This is a genomic window from Rhodococcus sp. NPDC127593 (assembly GCF_042671975.1).
Lineage (GTDB): Bacteria > Actinomycetota > Actinomycetes > Mycobacteriales > Mycobacteriaceae > Rhodococcus_F.
In genome coordinates this window covers 78,159-99,307 of the sequence record NZ_JBHXWI010000036.1, presented here as the reverse complement: position 1 = coordinate 99,307, position 21,149 = coordinate 78,159, and the positions used below count along the sequence as shown (strand labels likewise).

The window sequence follows — 21,149 nt, the reverse complement described above, 5'->3', positions numbered from 1 at the left end:
AAGTCCAAACGGAACCAACGACGACGGGACGTGCTGTGGACTTTGATCTGACCGAGGATCAGGCGACGATCCGAGATGCGGTGCGAGAGCTGGCCGGCAAGTTCGACGAGCAGTACTGGGTGGAGAAGGACAGCGAGCACGAGTTCCCCACCGAGTTCTACGACGCGTTCGCCAAGGGCGGCTGGCTCGGCATCACCACGCCCGAGGCGTACGGCGGGCACGGCATGGGAATCACCGAGGCCTCGATCCTGCTGGAGGAAGTCGCCGCTTCCGGCGCCGGCATGAACGGCGCGAGTTCGATGCACTTGTCGATCTTCGGGATGCACCCGGTGATCGTGCACGGCTCCGAGGAACTCAAGCAGCGCACCCTTCCGCGGATCGTCGACGGCGACCTGCACGTCTGCTTCGGTGTCACCGAGCCCGGCGCCGGGTTGGACACCACCAGGATCACCACGTTCGCGCGACGTGAGGGCGACAAATACATCGTCAACGGCCGCAAGGTCTGGATCTCCAAGGCAATGGAGTCGGAGAAGATCCTTCTCCTCACCCGCACCACGAAGTTCGAGGACGCGAAGAAGAAGACAGATGGTCTGACGCTGTTCCTCACCGACCTCGACCGCTCGAAGGTCGACATTCGCCCGATCAAGAAGATGGGGCGGAATGCGGTCACGTCGAACGAACTGTTCATCGACAACCTCGAGATTCCGGTCGAGGACCGCGTGGGCGAGGAGGGTAAGGGCTTCAAGTACATTCTCGACGGCCTCAACCCGGAGCGCATGCTCGTGGCATCCGAGGCGCTCGGTATCGGCCGGGCCGCACTCCGCCGGGGCGTCCAGTACGCCAACGAGCGTGAGGTGTTCGGTCGCCCCATCGGCATGAATCAGGGTCTGCAGTTTCCGCTTGCCGATTCGCTCGCCCGCCTGGACGCCGCAGAACTCGTCCTGCGCAAGGCGACGTGGCTCTACGACAACGGAAAGCCGTGTGCCCGCGAGGCCAACATGGCCAAGTACCTGTGCGCCGACGCCGGTTTCCAGGCCGCCGACCGCGCCCTCCAGACTCACGGCGGCATGGGCTATTCGGAGGAGTATCACGTGGCCCGGTACTTCCGCGAAGCCCGCCTGACCAAGATCGCCCCGCTCAGCCAGGAGATGGTTCTCAACTACCTCGGCGAGCACGTCCTCGGCCTCCCCAGGAGCTACTGATGTTCGAACTCACCGGAAAGTCCGCACTCGTCACCGGCGCGGGCAGTGGAATCGGCGCCTCGGTGGCGCATGCCTACGCGCGAGCAGGTGCGGCGGTGCTCGTCACCGACGTCGACGGCGATGCCGCGGCGGCCGTGGCCGCGGAGATCACCGCGGCCGGCGGTTCCGCGAAGTCCGCGGCCCTCGACGTCCGTAACGGCGATCAGGCGGCCGCCGCGGCGGAACAGGCCGCCGCGCTGAACGGCGGCACCCTCAACATCCTGGTCAACAACGCGGGTGCCATCGCACCGGCGATGTTCCCGAACCTCGAAGAAGAGGACTTCCGCCGCATCGTCGACATCCATCTCGTCGGCAGCTTCGTCTGCAGCAAGGCCGTCCTCCCGTACCTGCCTTCCGACGGCAGCGGCCGCATCATCAACGTGACCTCCGCCGCCGGCCTGGTGGGCACCATCGGGCAGGCGAACTACGGTGCCGCGAAGGCGGGCATCATCGGACTCACGAAGTCGCTGGCGCGGGAACTCGCCAAGAAGCAGGTGACGGTCAACGCGATCGCGCCGCTCGCCGCCACCACGATGACCGAGAACATCCGCAGCAACGAGAAGCTCTCCGCGAAGACGCTCGCGCGAATCCCGCTGGGCCGCTGGGCGGAACCGGAGGAGATCTCTTCCAGCTTTGTATTCTTCGCGTCCGACGGCGCGTCCTACATCACGGGCCAGGTACTGCCCGTCGACGGCGGAACGGTGATCTGATGGCCGAGAAGCGCAACCCCTTCCAGCGCTCCGCGCGCGAGGTCGTCATCGCGGAAGCGGCCCGCACTCCCATGGGCAAATCGCACCCCGAGCGCGGCTGGTTCCGCGACACCCACCCCAACGACATGCTCGGCGCGGTCTACACCGACCTGATCCGACGCAGCGGCCTCGACCCGGCCGTCGTCGAGGACCTCGTGATCGGCTGCACCGCACCGTTCGGCGAGCAGTCTCGCAACATCGGCCGCAACGCCTGGCTGCAGGTGGGCTACCCGCCGGAGGTCCCGGCCGTGGTGCTGGACCGCCGCTGCGGGTCCGCCCAGACCGCGGTCGAGATGGGCGCCGCCCTGGTCGGTTCCGGCACCCACGACGTCGTCCTCGCCGGCGGTGTCGAGCACATGGGACACGTGCCGATCACCTCGCCCGCGAAGATTTCCGAACTGTACGGCGACCCGTGGCCGGAAGCGCTGCGCGACCGCTACGACTTCGTGCACCAGGGCGAGAGCGCCGAACTCATCGCGGACCGCTGGGAGATCTCCCGGCAGGAGATGGACGAGTTCGCCGTCCGCTCCCATCGCCTCGCGACCGAGGCCATCGAGGCGGGTCGCTTCGACGCCGAGATGATCCCCCTCGACCTCGCCGGCGAGACCCGGACCACCGACCAGACCCTTCGTCCCGGAACGAGTCTCGACAGCCTCGCGGGCCTGAAGACGGCGTTCCGAGAGAACGGGCGCATCACGGCGGGCAGTTCGTCGCCGATCTCCGACGGGGCCGCCGGTGTCCTGCTCGCGTCCCGCGAGGCCGTCGACGCCCACGGACTGCGGGCCCGCGCCCGGATCCTCGATCAGACCACCGTCGGGGTGGACCCGATCATCATGCTGACCGGTCCGATCCCGGCGACCCGGAAGTTGCTCGAGCGCAACGGGATGACCATGAACGACATCGACCTGTTCGAGGTCAACGAGGCGTTCAGCTCGGTCGTCCTCGCGTGGGAGCGGGAACTGAAGCCGGACATGGACCGCGTCAACGTCAACGGCGGCGCGATCGCGCTCGGGCATCCGGTCGGCGCGACCGGTGCGCGGCTCATCGCCACCATCGTCGCGGAACTGGAGCGGCGGGACGCCGAAATCGGCCTGGTGACCATGTGCTGCGGCGGCGGTCTGGGAACGGCGACCCTGATCCAGCGGACCGACTGATGATTGACCTGACGCAACACATCCGGCCCGGCGACGGGATCTGGTGGAGCCAGACGAGCGCGGAACCCACCCCGCTCGTCCACGCCCTGCTCGACCAGGTGCCGTCGATCGGCCCCGTCCGAGCCTTCGTCGGGCTCACCTGGAATCGGCGGCTGACGAGCGAATTGCCCGACGAATTGTCCGTCGTCTCCTACGGTGGCCTCGGCGAACTGCGGCGCCTCGCCCGTCTCGAGGTCGTGCCCTGCCACTACGGGGCACTGCCGCGGCTGTTCGCCGAACGGCGCCTGCCGTGCGACGTCGGGTTCGTGCAGGTGTCACCGCCGGACTCGGCCGGAAACTGCTCGCTCGGGGTCGGTGTCGACTACATCGCCGACGCCCTCGACCACACACCGGTCCTCATCGCCGAGATCAACCGGCGCATGCCCGTCACTCTCGGCGCACCGAAAATTCCGCTGTCGCGGTTCGCCGCGGTGGTCGAGACCGACCGGCCGTTACTCGAGGCGCCGGACCGCGAGCCCGCGGAATTGGAACTGGCGATAGCGCGGAACGTCGCCGATCTCGTCGCGGACGGAGACACCATCCAGATCGGCGTCGGGACACTGCCGTCCGCCGTCCTCACCGCTCTCGAGGGACACAAGGACCTCGGGCTGCATTCCGGCATGATCTCCGACGCGGCGCTCAGGCTGATCGACCGAGGTGTGCTGACCGGGGCGCGGAAGGAAATCGACCCCGGACTGCACGTCGCGGGTGCCGCGCTCGGCACGGCGACGCTGTACGACCGGCTGCCGGGACTTCCGGTGGCGTTCCGACCGGCGAGTTACACCCATGCGCCGCAGGTTCTCTCACAGCTTCGGTCGTTCGTGTCGATCAACTCGGCGATCGAGGTCGACGTGACCGGTCAGGTCGGCGCGGAGCTGCGCAACACGACCTACGCCGGCGCCGTCGGGGGTCAGGTGGACTTCTCCCGTGCGGCGGCGATGACCGGCGGCCGATCCATCATCGCGATGCGCGCGGATTCGCGCGGGGAGTCGACGATCAAGACGGCCCTCCAGTACGGGGCGGTCACCACCGCCCGTGCGGACGTCGACTTCGTGGTCACCGAACACGGCGTCGCGGCCTTGCGGGGGTGTTCCCTCGGGGAGCGGGCGCGGCGCATGATCGCCATTGCGGCCCCCGAGCACCGCACCACACTGGAATTCGATCTCGAGGAGTACGACCTTGCATCCGCAACGGAGTGAGGGGAAAGGAGCCGACGCCATGACGCGTCCCCACAAGGTTCAGATCCGGGAGGTCGGACCGCGTGACGGTTTCCAGAACGAACCGGAACGCATCCCGACCGACGACAAGGTGCGGTTGATCAACGCCCTCGGGCGGGCGGGATTCACGCGGATCGAGGTGGCCAGCTTCGTGCGGCCGGATGTGATCCCGCAGCTGGCCGACGGCGTCGAGGTTCTCGAGCGCATCGAGGTCCCCGACGAGACGAAGCTGATGGTGCTCGTCCCCAACAGCAAGGGGCTCGACAACGCACTGAAGGTGCGCGACAAGTTCCACGAGGTCGCGATCTTCGTCAGCGCGTCGGAGACCCACAACAAGAAGAACGTCAATCGGACCGTCGACGAGACGATGGCGGACAATGACGTCATGGCCAAGCGGATCGTCGCCGAAGGCCTCGACTGTGCCGCCGTGATCGCGACGTCCTTCGGCTGCCCGTTCGAGGGCAAGGTCGACCTGACCCGCGTGCTCGATCTCGCGGAACGGTTCGCGGAGGCCGGCGCCACCGAGATCGGCTTCGGCGACACGACGGGCATGTGCAACCCGGCGTACGCGTCGCAGTTCTTCGCGGCGGCCCTCGACCGGCTACCCGGCGTGGAGGTCACCGCGCACTTCCACAATACCCGCGGCCAGGGCCTCGCCAATGCATACGCGGCCCTCGAAGCAGGTTGCGCGAGCTTCGAATCGAGCTTCGGTGAGCTGGGCGGCTGCCCCGTTCCGGCAGGCTCGACCGGCAACATCGCCACCGAGGACCTGGTGAGCATGTTCCATGAAATGGGCGTCGAGACGGGCCTCGACCTTCCGCGCGTCATCGACGCGGCCCGGGAAGCGCAGAGCGTGCTCGGCCGCAAGCTCACCAGTCATTCGATCGTCGCGGGCCCCATCGAGTGGGCATCGAGCCTGCGCTGAAGTCCACCGAACCTCGAACCACGACACAGACAAACGGAGAAGAACATGAGTAATCGAGTTGCATTCGTGACAGGCGGTGCGCAGGGCATCGGCAAGGGCATCTCCGACGCACTGGGTGCTGCCGGCTTCCGCGTCGCGGTCGCCGATCTCAACCTGGAGGTCGCCGAGGAAACCGCGGCCGGCATCCGCGACGCCGGCGGCCAGGCGATCGCCGTCCCCGTCGACGTCACCGACACCGCGTCGGTGCAGGCCGCGGTGAAGCAGGTCGCCGAGCAGTTCGGCCCCGTCGAGATCGTCGTGAACAACGCAGGCTGGGACGACTTCATGCCGTTCCTGAAGACCGACGAGGCGTTCTGGGACCGGATCCTGGACATCAACTTCAAGGGCCAGCTGCGCGTGATCCAGGCGACCGTCCCGGGCATGGTCGAGCGCGGCTGGGGCCGTGTCATCAACATCGGTTCGGACGCGGGCCGCGTCGGCTCGTCGCTCGAGGCCGTCTATTCGGGGGCCAAGGGCGGCATCATCGCCTTCACCAAGACCCTCGCCCGTGAGGTCGCGACCAAGGGTGTCACCGCGAACACGGTGTGCCCCGGCCCGACCGACACTCCCGCGCTCCGCAAGTTCGCCGACAGCTCGGGCCAGGAGGCCGACAAGGTGATCGGAGGCATGACCCGCGCCGTGCCGATGAAGCGCCTCGGGAAGGCGGAGGATATCGGTGCCGCGGTGGCGTTCTTCGCGTCCGACGCGGCCGAATTCGTCACCGGCCAGACCCTGTCGGTCAGCGGTGGCCTGACGATGTCCTGACGGGCACATCGATTCGGAAGGTGCGGCCCGGTTTCCGGGCCGCACCTTCGGCATTCGCAGGATCGGTCGGTAACGATCGTTATCGGTGTGCCTATGATCGCTACATGACGAACTATGGTGATACAGCGGATTTCGTGTCCTGGACGGCAGTCGGTGAGTTCGAGGACATCCGATACGAGCACAGCGGCGACGGGATCGCGAAGATCACGATCTGCCGTCCGGAGGTGCGCAACGCGTTCCGGCCGCAGACGCTGATGGAGATCTCCGAGGCGTTGGTCGACGCGCGCGAGGACTCCTCGATCGGCGTCATCGTGCTGACGGGCGAGGGACCCGACGCGTTCTGCTCCGGTGGCGACCAGCGGGTGCGCGGCGACACCGGCTACCTCACCGAGCCGGGCAAGGCGGGCGGTGTCGGCCGGTTCCACGTCACCGATCTGCAGATCCAGATCCGGCGCCTGCCGAAGCCGGTGGTCGCCATGGTCGCCGGCTACGCGATCGGCGGCGGGCACATCCTGCACCTGGTCTGCGACCTCTCCATCGCTGCGGACAACGCCCGGTTCGGTCAGGTCGGCCCGAAGGTCGGGTCGTTCGACGGCGGCTACGGCGCGGGGTTGCTCGCCGAACTGGTCGGGGTGAAGAAGGCCAAGGAGATCTGGTTCCTGTGCCGGCAGTACGACGCACAGCAGGCGCGTGAGATGGGCTTGGTCAATACCGTTGTCCCGCTTGCCGACCTCGAACGGGAAACGGTGCAGTGGTGCCGCGAGATGCTCGAGCTCTCCCCGTTCGCGCTCCGGCTCATGAAGGCGAGTTTCAATGCGGCCGAGGACGGCATGGCGGGCATTCAGCAGCTCGCCCACGATGCGAACCTGCTCTTCTACTCGACGGACGAGGCGAAGGAAGGCCGGGAGGCGTACAAGGCCAAGCGGCGCCCGGAGTTCGAGAAGTTCCCGCGCCGTCCCTGACCTTCCATTTCGGTCCGACAATTAGTATGGTTAGTTCAATACCTCATGTGAGTGGCAAAGTGTGCCGGCGCGCACTTTGCCACTCACATGGGACTGGACCGAGAAGGATGGTGTGCATGTCGGAAACCGCAACGCCCGCAGTCGCGTGGAGCGACGTCGATGCCGGCGTCATGACGATCACGCTGCAGCGCAGGCCGGCGAACGCGCTCGGGGTGCCGATCATCGACGGGCTGAACGCCGCGCTCGACGCGGCGGACGCCGACGGCTCGGTGAAGGTGATCGTCGTCCGCTCCGACATTCCGGGCTTCTTCGCGGCCGGCGCCGACATCAAGCACATGTCGTCCGTGGACGCGGACTCCTTCACCGCGTACGGCGATCGACTCCGTGGGGCGCTCGACCGGCTCGCATCGGCCGACCGCATCACGATCGCCGCGGTGGACGGCCTCGCGCTCGGGGGCGGACTCGAACTCGCCATGGCCTGCACGCTGCGGGTCGGCGGAGCGGACGCGAAGTTCGGGCTGCCGGAGGTGAAGCTGGGCCTGATTCCCGGAGCCGGTGGAACACAGCGTCTTCCGCGCCTCGTGGGCCGCGGCCGCGCCCTGGACATCATGCTCAGCGCCCGTCAGGTCCTTGCCGCCGAGGCACATGCGATCGGCCTGATCGACCGGCTCGTCGACGCCGGCGCCGCAACGGACGCCGCGCTGACGCTCGCCGCCGAGTTGTGCACGATGTCCCTGCCCGCGCAGCGCGCCGTCATCCGTACGGTCGACGCGTCGTTCGACACGCCGCTCGAGGAGGGCTTCCGGTTCGAGGTGGCCCAGGAACAAGATCTGTTCGAGAACGGAGAGGCGAAGGAGGGCATCACCGCCTTCCTGGAGAAGCGCGCCCCGCGCTTCTCCTGAACGCCATGTCGTCCGGGCGTGCCGGAAGGGGCGCGATCGCGTTCGCCCTGTTCCTCGTCTATGTGATCTGGGGATCGATCTACCTCTCGATCCGCCTGGTGATCGAAGAAGTTCCGCCCCTCGGCTCGATGGGTGCGCGGTTCCTCCTTGCCGGCGCGCTGATGGCCGCCTTCCTGGCCTGTCGCGGCGGCTGGCGGCGGCTGCGCCTCACCCGGCGGGAAGCGTCGGGTGCGGCGTTCCTGGGGGTGCTGCTGCTCGCGTGCGGCAACGGCCTGACCTCGGTCGGCCAACTGCATGGAGTTCCCTCCGGGGTGACGGCGCTCCTCGTCGCCATGGTGCCGCTGTGGATCTGCCTCTACCGCACGCTGGCCGGTGACCGCCCGCGGATGCTCGAGTTGGCGGGTGTCGGCGTGGGGCTGATCGGTCTCGCAGTCCTGTTCTTGCCGCACGGCGGCGAGCGGTCCGGGCTCCCCGTCGTCGGTGTGGCCGTCATCGTGCTGTCCAGTCTGTCCTGGTCGTTCGGCTCGTGGATCAAGCCGAGGGTCCGGTTGCCCCGAGACGTGTATGTCGGTGCGGCGTACCAGCTTCTGGCTGCCGGCGCGGCCATGTCGCTCGCCTCGGTGGCGACGGGTGAACGGCTGGACGGGGAGATTGGGCCCCGCGCGTGGGGCGCGTTCGGCTACCTCGTCGTCTTCGGCTCGATCATCGGATTCACCGCGTACGCGTGGCTGCTGCACCACGCCCCGCTGTCGCTGGTGGCCACACATACGTATGTGAATCCGGTGGTGGCCGTGGCGCTCGGGTCCGTCGTTCTCTCCGAACCCGTCACTCCCGCCCTCATGATCGGGGGAGCCGTCGTACTGATGTCTGTCGTCCTGGTCGTCAGTGCGCACGCCCGGCCGCGGAGTCGGGGGGATTCCTCCGTGAACGATTTCAAGGTATTATTATCAGACCAAAGATCGGCAGGAGGTGGGTAGATGGTGCGGGACGACTCGAAACGCTCGTTCACCGGGCCGCTGTCGGGCCTGAAGGTGATCGAAATCGGTTCGATCGGGCCGGGTCCGTTCTGCGCCATGCTCCTTGCCGATCTCGGCGCGGACGTGATTCGCGTGGATCGCGCCACGGGTTCGGGGCTGGTGGGGCCGAACGGTGACTTCCGCACGGAACTGCTGCACCGCGGACGTCGCTCCCTCGCCGTCGACCTCAAGCATCCCGACGGCGCCGCGGTGGTGCTCTCGCTCGTCGCGGACGCCGACGTCCTGATCGAGGGTTTCCGTCCCGGGGTCGCCGAGCGACTCGGTATCGGACCCGACGACTGCGCGCAACGCAACGCCGGGCTGATCTACGGCCGCATGACCGGTTTCGGGCAGGACGGCCCACTCGCTCAGCACGTCGGCCACGACATCAACTACGTGGCGCTGAGCGGTGCCTTGTCGCTGATCGGGCGCCAGGGGCAACCGCCCACCCCGCCGCTCAGCCTGATCGGTGACTTCGGCGGCGGAGGAATGCTTCTCGCGCTGGGCGTCCTGTCGGCGCTGTTCGAGAGGCAACGCTCGGGGCTCGGGCAGGTGGTCGACGCGTCGATGGTGGAGGGCGCCGCACTCCTCGCGACGCCATTCTTCGGGTTCGCGCAGACCGGGGTGTGGGGCGAACGCGGCACGAACATCGTCGACAGCGGTGCCCCCTACTACGACGCCTACGAGACCGCGGACGGCAAGTGGCTGGCCGTCGGCGCGATGGAACCGCACTTCTACGCCGACCTCGTGACATTGCTGGAACTGCCCGACGACCTGCCGGACCAGAACGACCGCTCGCAGTGGCCGCAGATGAAGAAGGTCTTCGCCGACGCCGTGCGCGGCCGCACACTCACGGAATGGCTCGACGCCGCCGAGGGGCTGACGCCGTGTATCGCGCCCGTCCTCGACGTCGACGAGGCGCCGTCGCACCCCCACCACGTTGCCCGCGGCGCGTTCGTCGACGTCGACGGTCTCGTCCAACCGGCACCGGCGCCCCGGTTCAGCCGGACGGCGGCCACGGTGGACCGCCGTCCGCCGATGCCGGGGGAACACACCACCGAGATCCTGACCGACTGGGGAATCGACCCGGACCGCAGCGCCGAGTGGCTGCGTTCGGGCGCGGTGCGCGAGGCCGCAGAGACCTGACCCGCCGGGCCATTGACGTCCGGACCACAACGAAACGTGTGGCGACCACCTGGGATCGCCGAACTGAGAAGGAGTGCACTCGTGACCGAGCCCACGACATGGGAAACGTTCACGCTCGAGCGGCCGGAACCCGGCATCGCCGTCGTGACGTTGAATCGCCCCGAACGGATGAACTCGATGACGAACACCATGTTCGTCGAACTGGAGAAGGTCGCACTGCAACTGGACCACGAGCACGACCTCCGCGTCGTGATCCTCACCGGCGCCGGTAAGGCGTTCTGCGGTGGCTTCGACCTCGACGATGCCGAAGGGCTGTCGTCGATGACGCCGATGGGCATGCTCGACCAGCAGGAACTGGCCGCGCGGGCACTCACGGCGATCCGCAGTATCCGGGTCCCGGTGATCGCGGCGGTCAACGGTGCGGCCGCCGGTGGCGGGCTGTCCCTGTCTCTCGCCGCCGATATCCGGATCGGTTCGCCTGCCGCGCGGTTCAACGCGGCGTTCGTGCGGATCGGACTGTCGGCCGGCGACCTGGGAGCCTCCTGGCACCTGCCCAGGCTCATCGGTCCCGCGCGGGCAGCGGAGTTCGCCTACACCGGCCGCCTCATCGAAGCCGTCGAGGCGGAGTCCCTCGGGCTGCTGAACGCGGTCGTGCCCGCCGAGTCGCTGCTCGACGAGGCTCTCGCGATGGCCCGCCTGATCAGCGCGAATTCGCCCGCCGGAGTTCAGCTGTCGAAGCGTGCGCTCCACGCGAACATGGAAGTGTCGTCGTACGCGGCGGCGCTCGAACTCGAGAACCGTGGGCAGGCACTGCTTACTCGTGGCGACGACATGCCCGAGGCGCTGGCCGCGTTCAAAGAGAAGCGCAGCCCGAAGTTCACGGGAAGGTGAGCCAGATGACGCAGACCGATGTGCGGGAGAATACGGCGGTGCTGAGCAATTACGAGCCGCCCCAGTTGGAAACCCTCACCCTCGAGGTGCTCGACGGCAAGATCGTCGTCCTCACGATCAACCGGCCCGACCGGATGAACTCGATGGTCGTGAAGATGTTCGAGGAGTTCAACACCGTCGCGTACGCATTGCGCGACACCGACGCGCGGGCCCTGATCATCCGGGGTGCGGGGGATCGGGTGTTCTGCGCGGGCTTCGACCTGGACGAGATCGACGTGATCACCCGGATGGGTGTGCGTGAGTTCCTCCGGTTCCAGGAGACGGCGACCGGCGGGCTGGCGGCGCTGCACCACCTGCCGTTCCCGGTGATCGCCGCGATTCACGGTGCCGCATCCGGCGGTGGGCTGTCGCTCGCGCTCGCCGCCGACATCCGCCTCGTTGCACCCACCGCGAAGTTCAACGCGGCGTTCGTCAAGGTCGGACTGTCCGTCGGAGAACTCGGCACGTCGTGGCAGCTCACCCGGCTCGTCGGGCCGGGCCGGGCGGCGGAGATCGCCTACACCGCGCGCTTCGTCGACGCGGAGGAAGCCGCCCGAATCGGGCTGGCGAATCGGGTCGTGCCGAGCGAGGACCTGTTCGACGAGGCCGTCGCGGTGGCCGAGGCGATCGCGTCGAATTCCCCGGGCGGCGTCCGGATGTCGAAGCGTGCTCTGCAACGGAACCAGGAAGTGACGTCGTACGCGGCGGCGCTCGAGTTGGAGAACCGGGGACAGGCGCTGCTCACCCGGTGCGCCGACATGCCGGAGGCGCTCGCCGCGTTCAAGGAGAAGCGGGCGCCGCGCTTCACAGGGCAGTAGGAATCAACGAATGACGACACGGATGGAGGCGAGCGCATGACCTGGGAATGGACGCCCGACACGCTCGGTGCGCTGGAGACGTTCCTGCGCGAGCGCGGGATCACCGAGGGCCCGCTCACGACCGCCCGGATCGGCGACGGACATTCCAACCTGACGTTCCTCGTGTCCGACGGGGTCCGTCAGGTGATCGTCCGCCGGCCGCCGCCTCCGCCGGTTCCGCCGGGCGCCCACGACATGTTGCGGGAGGCGCGTCTCGTCGGCGGCCTCGCGGGCAGTGGCGTGCCGGTTGCGGACGTCCTCGCCGTCGGCCGGACCGGCGACGTGCTCGACGTGCCGTTCTACGTAATGGACTACGTCGCCGGTCCGGTGGTCACCATCGAGACACCGCCGGCGTTGAGCGCCCCCGCGGATCGTCGCCGGATCGGTGAGGCACTCATCGACACCCTCGCAGCGCTGCACGCGGTGGACTGGCAGGCTGCGGGACTGGGTGATCTCGGCCGCCCGGAAGGATTCAACGAACGTCACCTGCGCCGCATGGGCAGGTTGGTGGCAGGCGAGGACGGGACACCGCCGCCCGAGTTCGCGGACATCGACGCGTGGCTCGGCGCCAACGTGCCCGCCGAATCCGGTGCGGCGATCATTCACAACGATTACCGCATCGGCAACGTCATCCTCGCCCCCGATTCCCCGGGACGTATTGCCGCAGTGCTGGACTGGGAGCTCGCGACGATCGGCGACCCCCTGTTCGATCTCGGCTACTTCCTCACGTCGTATCCCGTCACTGGGGAACAGCGCACACCGACCGAGGACCTCGGTGTGGCCGTGCTCGAAGAGGGGTACCCGACGCGCGACGAACTGGCTCAGCGGTACGCGGCCGCCACCGGCGCCGACCTGTCGAACCTGAACTGGTACACGGCTCTGGCCCTGTGGAAACTGGCGGTGCTGTACGAGTACGGACGTCGTCGGGCCGTCGCCGGAGTCGGCGACGAGTACTACCGCGACGGCGCACTCGTGCGTTCATTCCTCGACGCCGCCCACCGCGCCGCAGGGCTGGCGCAGTCGGTGGTCTGACCTTCATTTCCGGAGCTGTCTCGGAAGGGATGTACGCATGAGCCCGAGCGGCTTCCTCGGCGACAGCGCCCCTGCACACAGGAATTGCGGACCTCGGGCCGCTCACCTCCGACGAGGAGGTCAGCCTGTCAACACTGGCCAGCGATGTTATAGCTTCTCACGGTTCTCTGGCACGTTTGATGGGACTCTCGGAGCAGACCGCCGCGACTGCGGATCGCCGCGCTCCGCAGTCGCGGCCGGATGGTGCTTCGCGCGGTAGTGGAGCCGCACTTGATAGGTCTGCCTATCGAGGCGATGCTGCGGATCAAAGTGGCTCCGAAGGATGTCGATGCGACGGCGCCGCTCTCGCGACTCGGCGAACGTACGCTATGCAGCGGCGTCATCCCGAAGGTGGACAGGACTTCCTCGTCGGCAGGGGCGCCAAACAATTGCCACCGAGCTGCGAACGCGGCTAGATCACGGCCCAGCCGTAGGGACGTATCAACTGCCGGCGCGCGACGGATCTCGTTCATAGAGACAGATTTTCGTAGGAAGAGGTGGTGGATGCCGCTTCTACCATGCCGTTGACATCCACGATCTTGACCCTGGGGCGTCCCGCGGGCTGCCCTGCGGTCTGTTCGACCCTGTCGATTCTCTGCCAGCCTTCGTAGTCGATCGCTTCGGGACTTCGTATTCGCACGAGATCGAGCAGCGATCGGCTGTCGCCCGTTGGAGGTGTGAGTCGTCCGTTCGCGTGGTCGTCGAGAATACGTTCGACGGTCTCGATCGAGCATTGCTTGTTCGTGCCGATCACGCCGGAGGGGCCACGCTTGATCCACCCGGCCACGTACACGCCGACCTGAACTTCCCCTGTACCCGGCTCAACAACCTGTCCGTTGCGGTTCGGGATGATTCCGCGCTCGATGTCGAAGGGAAGTCTTGGCACCGGGCGGCCTCGGTAGCCGACTGATCGCACAACGAGCCCGCACTCGAGCACATCTGTGACCTTCGTCGACCTGATCGCGGAACGATCGTTACCTTCAGCGTGCATCTCATTGCGCTGCAACCGTATGCCTCGAACGCGATCGTCACCGAGGATTTCCGCTGGGGAAGACAGATACCGCAGCGCTATCCGCCGCATCGCACCGCTTGCGGGTTGTAAAGCGAGCTCATCCGCAATCTGCGCTTTCAGGGTCGTCGGCGAGTTAGATGTCTGATCGAACTCGTTCGGCGGGTGATTCACTTCCATCGTGCTGGGACAATCGACGGCTAGCTCGACCTCGGTTGTCAACCCGGCAAGCCCGAGCAGCTCGGGTGTCGTGTATGCGGCGTGCGCCGGGTCGCGGCGGCCGACCACGACGACCTCTCGGATGCCGCTGCCGGCCAGCGCTGACAGGGCGTGGTCGGCGATATCCGTTCGTGCCAACTCCTTGACGTCGCGTGTGAGGATCCGTGCGATATCGAGCGCCACATTCCCGTTGCCCAGTATCACGGCCCGCTCGGCGGACAGGTCGAAGACGTGGTCGGCGTGATCGGGATGGCCGTTGTACCACCCGACCAGATCGGTTGCGGACACGCTGCCCGGTAGGTCTTCCCCGGGAATGCCCAGTCGCTTGTCGGCGGGGGCACCTACCGCGTAGATCACCGCATGATGGTGGGCACGGAGTTCGTCGTGGGTGAGGTGCGTGCCAATCTCGACCCCGAGGTGGAAGAACACCCCCGGGCGATCTGCCATTCGCTCGAATGTTCGCGTCGCAGACTTGGTGTGCTGATGGTCCGGCGCGACTCCATAGCGAACCAGGCCCCAGGGCGTGGGCAGCCGGTCGAAGATGTGGACCTCGACGTCGAGACCCGGTGTGGTGGTCAGCTCCTCCGCCGCGTAGCAGGCGCTCGGCCCGGACCCCACAATCGCCACCCGCAGCGGGCCGACCGACGACCCGCTGTGGTCGGGCCGTGTGCGCACGACTCGGTCGTGCTCGTACCGCGTTCGTGTCGAGTCGCTGAAATAGTGGGCGTTGAGTTCCGCGTACCGGGCGGTCGCGGGTGTGAGGGCAAAGTCCGGGACGATCGCGTCGACGGGGCAGACGTCGACGTCCGTGCATGCTCCGCAGTCGATGCAGGTGGCGGGGTCGATGTAGAGCATTTCTGCGCGGGCATATCCGGGTTCGTCGGGGGTGGGGTGGATGCAGTTGACTGGGCAGACGCTGACACAGGTCGCATCGTTACAGCACTGTTGGGTGATCACGTGCGGCATGGGCGTCGGCCCTTTCGATCGAGACGGGGATGTTGGTCATTCTCGGCTGCCCGGTGAACCGGTCGAACTTTTCGGAGATGGACACGAGGCGGCTGGGGCTGCTGCCGACCGCCCGTACTTCCTCGTCGTCATTTGTCGGTCCGTAACCGAACGCCATCGAAACCAATCCGGTTCGTAGTGCTGGATCTTTCGTTGCCACTGCGGTGATGGAGGATAGGTCCGAGCTGATTCGGATGAGTGTGCCGTCGGATAGTCCCAGCTCAGTCATATCGTCGGGGTGCAGGTACGCCGGGTTGTAGGGGACGCCGCGGTGGGTTCGGTCGATGTTGCAGGAGGAGTTGTAGACGTGAAGGTGCCGTCGACACAGGAGCCGGTAACGCCGGTCCGGCTGGGACAACTCGACAACACCGGCATGTCCTGCCAACTGTGTCAGCATCAGGCCGTTGCCGATGTCGAGGCGGTCGAGTACGTCGGGGTCGCCTGGTTGCACCTCCAGGAGGCGGGACGTCCGGGTCATGCCGTCAGGATGAGTTTTTACCTCCGACAGGGGGATTGCCGAGTCCTGTGACAGGATTTCGATGAGTTCGTCGGTTGTCCGGACGCCGTCGATCGGCCGGCGTGGAGAAGACGGACATCCGAAGGGCGATACCTCGACCGGATACCCGAGTCGTTTCATGAGCCCGTAGAAGAATCGCCATTCCTCGAGGAGGTCGGAGCCTTCGGGGCGGTTGACAACGGCGGGCGAATACTGTGCGTAGGCCTGTCCGATTCCGTAGCCCGTTCCCCGCGCCGCGAGCGCGTCGAGAAACACGGTCGTCGACGGCGCCTCCAATGGCATCGTCGGTGCGATCACGTAATCGGCCAAACGGGCGGAAGCGGAATACCATGGGTCGATCTGGACGAACAATTCCAGGGACTCGAGCGCCTCGACCGTCTGCCGCTGATCGGGGAACGCGACGGCAGGGTTCCCTCCCCAGCTGATCAGCGCACGTACCTGCCCCTCTCCCGGAGTGAGGATCTCTTCCGGCAGCGTTGCCGTGGGCATCCCGGCTTTGGTCTTACGCAAACCACGGACACGGACACGGCCCTGCAACGCCCAATCCGCGTCCGGAGACTTGGCCTGGGCGACAGGAACGTAGGACGGGAGCAAAGTGGGTGAGGCTGAAACGGTTTCGCCCGCGCGTAGCCAGCGTCCGCACAGGGTCTCGAGAACCAGCACCAGGTACTCGACGAGTGTGCCCTCGCCGGCCATGTTGGGCCCGGTACCTGCCATGGTGTAACCACGCTTCGCACCGGCGTAACAGCGGGCGGCGCAGACGAGGTCCGCACCGGCTATTCCCGCACGCCGCGCCACGTCGTCGGGGTCGAACCGGTGCACCGCGGCCGTCAACTCCGGAAGGCCGCGCACGTGCCGGGCGACGAAGTCCCGGTCGAACAAGTCCTCGTCGATGACGATCCTGATCATGGCCGCCAGAATCGCGATGTCATGCCCCGGAGCCGCTTGCAGATACCAATCGGCGTGCCGTGCCACATCGGTCCGACGCGGATCGACGACGATCAGTTTGCATCCACCGGCAAGCGTATCGAGGAGCCATTTCTTGGGTGAGCCCGCCGGAAAACCGGTGCAGGTGACGATCGGGTTGATCCCGATCAGCAGTATGGCCTCCGGTGCGTCGAAACCTTGCGATGGAGCTGCCCAGTACCCGAGGAGGGACTGCGCGACCTGCTTTCCGCCCTTGTCGATGGTATTCGGATCGAACCTCATTTCGGATCCGAGGGCATCGAATAGGGCGTTGTGCAGTGGGGCCGCGGTTGGCGCGGTGGTGATGTGGGCCATGGTCCCGGCGTAGCTGGCGATCGAGCGAGGCCCGTGGCGGTCGCGGATGTCCGCGAGTTTGGCGGCGATCTCGTCCATTGCCTTTTCGGCCGGGAGGCGAACGTGGCCGTCGGGTGTCCGCACCAACGAGTGCACGAGACGATCGGAGTGGCGGAGGTATTCGTGCTGTGATCGTCCTTTGACACAGGTGTAGCCGCCGTACACCTGATTGCGGCTATTCCCGTGGATCGCGGTCGCGACCCCGTCGTCGACGTCGACGAGTATCGAACAGTGATTGATGCAGATCCTGCAGAAAGAGTTTCGCGTATGCTTCACAAGTCTCCCTACATCGGGGGACAGAACTCGATCGTCGAGGTGTCCTGGAGCAGCGATGGTCTGTTCAGCGGGCTGATTGTGGCCGCGTCATGACATCCGTACGGTCGGCATGTGCAGTTCGGTCGAGCCATCACAGTTTCCGCACGAGTGCGCAGTCTGTCCGGTGGGCGAGAGCTCGACGTCCGGTCGTGAAACCACGGTGCCGGACGTCTCGAGCGCGAGAAGCGCTGCACCGTAGGCCCCGGTGATCTGCGGGTCCGGCGGCACGTCGACGCGGACACCCAGTGCCGAGCTCAAGAAGTGAACAGCCGCAGCATTCTTCGCGACCCCACCTGTCATCACAACCGGTGTCTTCTTGCCTACCTGAGCAACCAAACCAAGTGTCCGAGCCGACACCGCTCGGTGGACGGAAGCGGCAATGTCTGTCCGCTCGGACCCGCTTGCGAGCAACGACACGATCTCGGTTTCGGCGAAGGTTGCGCACATGCTGCTGACCTCCAGGTTCTTTTCACCCGCCATGGCGAGGCCGGCCAGTTCGTCGACCTCGCATTCGATCGCCCTCGCGAGTACCTCGAAGAATCGCCCAGTGCCGCTGGCGCATCGGTCGTTCATCGCGAAGTCGTCGACGAGACCATCTTCGTCCACGGCGATGACCTTGCTGTCCTGCCCACCGATGTCGACGATCAATCGGACACCCGGGCACAGTGCTGCCACACCGCGCGCATGACAGGTGATCTCGGTGAACGTGCGCCCGATGTCCGGGACGAGTCTGCGACCGTAGCCGGTGCTGATGGTGGCCGTGAGCTGCGACAGCGTCACAGAGGCTCGATCGAGTGCGTCGTCGATGGCCCGACGCATTCCAGCTCGGCTCACGGCCCCCATCTGGATGGCGCTCGCGCCCAGGAATGCTCCGGACTCGTCGAGGATGACGGCTTTGGCAGACGTCGATCCCAGGTCGACGCCCATGAAGTATTCCGTCACGTCGATCAGACCCGGCTTCGGCGGACGTCGATGCCCTCAAGCATGGCGGCCAGGCGGCTTTCGAGGATCTCGTCCTTGTAGAACGACGCGTCGGCGACGTCACCTTCGAAGAACATCGAAGGGATGCCGAGTTCTTTCTGCGCCGACTTCGCGAGCAGATGCTGTGGGTTGGTGAACGCGCGGCAGGTACGGGAGGCGTGGAAGACGATTCCATCGATTCCGTAGTCGACGCAGTCGCGGTTGGTGAGGTGCTTGAGCGTCTTCACGCCGTGGTTCGTCGGGCACAGCAGATAATGCTGAGCCATTCCGAGAATCGGATCCTCAGTGTCGATGAGGTGCGGTTCTTGCCAGAACGCATTGTGTGTGTACCTTCCGCAGACCACGGCGACATCGGCGTCGGCGAACTTGCGCGACAGCCAGCCGAGCTTGTTCCAGTTCATGATGCCGTCGAAGTACATGCGGTAGCGCTCGTTGCGGACGCCGGGGATGGCGTGGTCGAGACGGTACTGCACTTCGGCTTTGACGTCGGCGAAGTACTGGACCAGTTCCGGCCCGGCGGGCATGAAGTTGATGTGCGCGATGCTAGCGATCCAGTCCCAGTAGGTGGCTGGTGTCGGGGCGGCGCGGCACAGCGCCATTGCTTCGCGCCGCAGTTCCGAGGCGCGCTTGATGTAGGACATGTTCTGCCGTAGGGCATCCCAGTCGAATGGTCGGCCTGTCATTGTCTCCAGGAAAGCGATGAGCTTGTGCAGTTGATCGGCCACATAACGCGATGCCTGCTCCCACTCCTCACCGCGAAGGTAGCCGGCGTCGGGCTTGTTGCTCGGCAGGAAGGGGAGGGAGACATTGAAGATCGGCACCTGTTTACCGAAGACTCGATACGAAATTTCGTCCCACTGCTGGCCGGTGCTGCATCCTGCATACGCATTGACGAAGAAGTCAGGTGCAGGCAGGCGTGAGGCGAGCTGCTGTTGGTCCACAAGACCGACGATGCCGTTCTCGTCCTCGGACCTTGCCTGTTTGGTGAGTACTGCACAGCCGAGGTGCGTTCTCGCGTATGAACACAACTCACCGATGTACCCGTACTCCTCCCCAGCGAGCTGAGCCGGCTTCTCGAGCTGTTGTGCGGCCAGGCGTGCCGAGAACGCTTCTCCGTGGCACCACTCGAGGCCGGCGGCCTGGAAGATCGGGTTCACGGCTGAGCCGTTGTACCAGACCACCTGCTTACCGCGTTCCTTCGCCGTGAACAGGTTCTCCCAGTAGTCGCCCACCATGTTGGTAGCGGTCGGGATGACTATCTTGTTGGAATTGCCGAGCGTGGGTGCTGACACAGTAGTTTCCTCCGAAGGTAGATGGGTGCTAGACGGTGGACAGTTGCTTGCGTCTGATTCGCTCCACCAGCGCTTCCACTCGGGTTCGGATGGATTCCATCGGCAGACCCTCGTGTTCTGTTTCGATCAGCAATAGTGGAATCGATTTGGCTTCCAATGCTTTCCGTAGCTCGGGATAGAAGAGCATGTGGGGTTCGCAAAATTTCGCCATCAGCACGATGACGCCCTGCGCGCCGCTCGCGTAGACGGAATCGACGAGGAAGCGATCCCAGTCGGCTTCGTGTTGAACCCGCGTCGGGCAGGGTACGGCGGTGTTGCGCCGGAGGTACACCGATGCGAGGGCTTCGAGTGGGTCGCCTATGGCTCCTATATCCGTTGATACGTACCGAGTTCCGTGGAAGAGGTCGTCATCGACAACGATGGCTCCGCAGTCCTCGATGAGGTCCAGCAGTTCCGGTTTCGGGGCGTGGCAGAAGTGTCCGGACAGGTGGACGCGGATGCGATCGTTGCGGGGCACGAAGTTCAAGCTTGCTGTCACCTGGCGCAGCAATTCCGAGTGCTCCTCCTTGTCCATGATCATGCTGGACTTGACGAGAACCTGGAGCTGGGCGGATGTCAGCGCTGCATCGCCGGAGCGCCTGTTCTCGAAGATTGTCCGCATCAAGCGACGATTGGTATCGAAGATGTCGATGCTTCGCGCGAGATCCGCGTCGGAGATCGTACGATGCGCGAACCTCTCGAGCTCGCTGCGAAAATCTTCCATTTTGCCCAATACCTGCGGAAATGCCCATTCATCGCTCATCGATGACATCAATTGGCCGAAGTAGACCGGCTTGTCCGACTCGTCCTCGCGCACCACATCGATTGCACCCAGCAACTGGATGCAGTGGTCCGCGTGGAAGAAGCCGTCGTAGACATTCAATCGTCCGAGTGCTGCCTGATCGGCGACGTTGCGGGTGTAACCGCAGTTGAACTCGCCCAACAGATTTCGGCCGACCGTGATTGGCTCACGGTCTTCCTGGATGATCACGGGAAGTACGCCTGCGGCGTGCGCCAGTTCGGAAGGGAAGTTCATCGGAAACACTCCGAGTGCTTTTCGCCCGGTAGTTCTTTTCCATTGTGCGACATAGTCGGTCGGACTATCGGCTACGGCACTCATGGTGAGCATGGCCTGTGTGAACGTCGACGGCATGGTTTCTCGCCCGTCCTTCTCTCGTGTAGCTCATGGCGCTGGACCCAGGTACGTGTGTTCGGCTGTGACGTACCCGACAGAAGTGATCATGCATCCAATTTGCACAACTTGCAACTAAATGTGTCAGAAAATGTACAACGTTGCAGCTAGATGGGGTACTGTAGCGAGAGTAGGGCGGTCGAAGTCAGGGTGGGCGACTGGGGTCGTGAAAGGTGGGTGCGGTGTGCGGTCACTGGGTCCGCGGGTGGAGATTCGTGGAAGATGCTGGCGCCCAACGGACCTCGTC

18 protein-coding genes are annotated in these 21,149 nt (G+C 65.7%); 13 read left to right on the top strand and 5 right to left on the bottom strand.

The window, feature by feature from the left end; all coding sequences use genetic code 11:
• Positions 1 to 35: 35 nt before the first annotated feature.
• From ACFVJ3_RS30205 to ACFVJ3_RS30145, 13 genes are all read left to right on the top strand, one after another.
• Positions 36 to 1,202, top strand: a complete 1,167-nt coding sequence (locus tag ACFVJ3_RS30205) for an acyl-CoA dehydrogenase family protein (RefSeq protein WP_005250871.1) — start codon at positions 36 to 38, stop codon at positions 1,200 to 1,202.
• Positions 1,202 to 1,951, top strand: a complete 750-nt coding sequence (locus ACFVJ3_RS30200) for an SDR family NAD(P)-dependent oxidoreductase (protein WP_378455564.1) — start codon at positions 1,202 to 1,204, stop codon at positions 1,949 to 1,951. Before ACFVJ3_RS30205 ends, ACFVJ3_RS30200 begins: the two co-directional genes overlap by 1 nt.
• Complete coding sequence (locus ACFVJ3_RS30195; protein WP_378455563.1) at positions 1,951 to 3,144, top strand: thiolase family protein; 1,194 nt, start codon at positions 1,951 to 1,953, stop codon at positions 3,142 to 3,144. Before ACFVJ3_RS30200 ends, ACFVJ3_RS30195 begins: the two co-directional genes overlap by 1 nt.
• Entirely contained in the window at positions 3,144 to 4,382 is a 1,239-nt protein-coding gene (locus ACFVJ3_RS30190) for an acetyl-CoA hydrolase/transferase family protein (protein WP_378455562.1), read from the top strand. Before ACFVJ3_RS30195 ends, ACFVJ3_RS30190 begins: the two co-directional genes overlap by 1 nt.
• Before the next feature lie 19 nt (positions 4,383 to 4,401).
• Positions 4,402 to 5,325, top strand: a complete 924-nt coding sequence (locus tag ACFVJ3_RS30185) for a hydroxymethylglutaryl-CoA lyase (RefSeq protein WP_378455561.1) — start codon at positions 4,402 to 4,404, stop codon at positions 5,323 to 5,325.
• Positions 5,326 to 5,370: 45 nt separating this feature from the next.
• Positions 5,371 to 6,129, top strand: coding sequence for an SDR family NAD(P)-dependent oxidoreductase (locus ACFVJ3_RS30180; protein ID WP_005250876.1), 759 nt, complete (start codon positions 5,371 to 5,373; stop codon positions 6,127 to 6,129).
• A 104-nt stretch (positions 6,130 to 6,233) separates the two neighbouring features.
• Positions 6,234 to 7,091, top strand: a complete 858-nt coding sequence (menB, locus tag ACFVJ3_RS30175) for a 1,4-dihydroxy-2-naphthoyl-CoA synthase (RefSeq protein WP_378455560.1) — start codon at positions 6,234 to 6,236, stop codon at positions 7,089 to 7,091.
• Between the two features lie 116 nt (positions 7,092 to 7,207).
• Complete coding sequence (locus ACFVJ3_RS30170; RefSeq protein ID WP_378455559.1) at positions 7,208 to 7,993, top strand: enoyl-CoA hydratase/isomerase family protein; 786 nt, start codon at positions 7,208 to 7,210, stop codon at positions 7,991 to 7,993.
• Between the two features lie 5 nt (positions 7,994 to 7,998).
• On the top strand, positions 7,999 to 8,970 hold the full coding sequence (locus ACFVJ3_RS30165) for an EamA family transporter (RefSeq protein ID WP_378455558.1): 972 nt from the start codon (positions 7,999 to 8,001) through the stop codon (positions 8,968 to 8,970).
• The gene (locus ACFVJ3_RS30160; protein WP_378455557.1) at positions 8,971 to 10,155 is read left to right on the top strand and encodes a CaiB/BaiF CoA transferase family protein; all 1,185 of its coding nucleotides are present in this window, start codon (positions 8,971 to 8,973) and stop codon (positions 10,153 to 10,155) included.
• 81 nt (positions 10,156 to 10,236) lie between these two features.
• Positions 10,237 to 11,046: an enoyl-CoA hydratase/isomerase family protein gene (locus tag ACFVJ3_RS30155; RefSeq protein ID WP_378455556.1), complete on the top strand. Its 810-nt coding sequence runs from the start codon at positions 10,237 to 10,239 to the stop codon at positions 11,044 to 11,046.
• A 5-nt stretch (positions 11,047 to 11,051) separates the two neighbouring features.
• Positions 11,052 to 11,903: an enoyl-CoA hydratase/isomerase family protein gene (locus ACFVJ3_RS30150; protein ID WP_378455555.1), complete on the top strand. Its 852-nt coding sequence runs from the start codon at positions 11,052 to 11,054 to the stop codon at positions 11,901 to 11,903.
• Positions 11,904 to 11,939: 36 nt separating this feature from the next.
• Positions 11,940 to 12,974: a phosphotransferase family protein gene (locus ACFVJ3_RS30145; RefSeq protein WP_378455554.1), complete on the top strand. Its 1,035-nt coding sequence runs from the start codon at positions 11,940 to 11,942 to the stop codon at positions 12,972 to 12,974.
• Between the two features lie 508 nt (positions 12,975 to 13,482).
• Here ACFVJ3_RS30145 and ACFVJ3_RS30140 read toward each other — a convergent pair.
• From ACFVJ3_RS30140 to ACFVJ3_RS30120, 5 genes are all read right to left on the bottom strand, one after another.
• On the bottom strand, positions 13,483 to 15,096 hold the full coding sequence (locus ACFVJ3_RS30140) for an FAD-dependent oxidoreductase (RefSeq protein WP_378455576.1): 1,614 nt from the start codon (positions 15,094 to 15,096) through the stop codon (positions 13,483 to 13,485).
• A 79-nt stretch (positions 15,097 to 15,175) separates the two neighbouring features.
• Positions 15,176 to 17,359, bottom strand: coding sequence for a molybdopterin-dependent oxidoreductase (locus ACFVJ3_RS30135; RefSeq protein WP_378455553.1), 2,184 nt, complete (start codon positions 17,357 to 17,359; stop codon positions 15,176 to 15,178).
• Between the two features lie 87 nt (positions 17,360 to 17,446).
• Entirely contained in the window at positions 17,447 to 18,325 is an 879-nt protein-coding gene (locus ACFVJ3_RS30130) for an acyl-CoA dehydratase activase (RefSeq protein WP_378455552.1), read from the bottom strand.
• Positions 18,326 to 18,345: 20 nt separating this feature from the next.
• Positions 18,346 to 19,671, bottom strand: coding sequence for a 2-hydroxyacyl-CoA dehydratase subunit D (locus ACFVJ3_RS30125; RefSeq protein ID WP_378455551.1), 1,326 nt, complete (start codon positions 19,669 to 19,671; stop codon positions 18,346 to 18,348).
• 28 nt (positions 19,672 to 19,699) lie between these two features.
• A complete protein-coding gene (locus ACFVJ3_RS30120) occupies positions 19,700 to 20,863 on the bottom strand; it encodes a 2-hydroxyacyl-CoA dehydratase subunit D (protein WP_378455550.1) in 1,164 nt (387 codons plus the stop codon).
• Positions 20,864 to 21,149 lie beyond the last annotated feature (286 nt).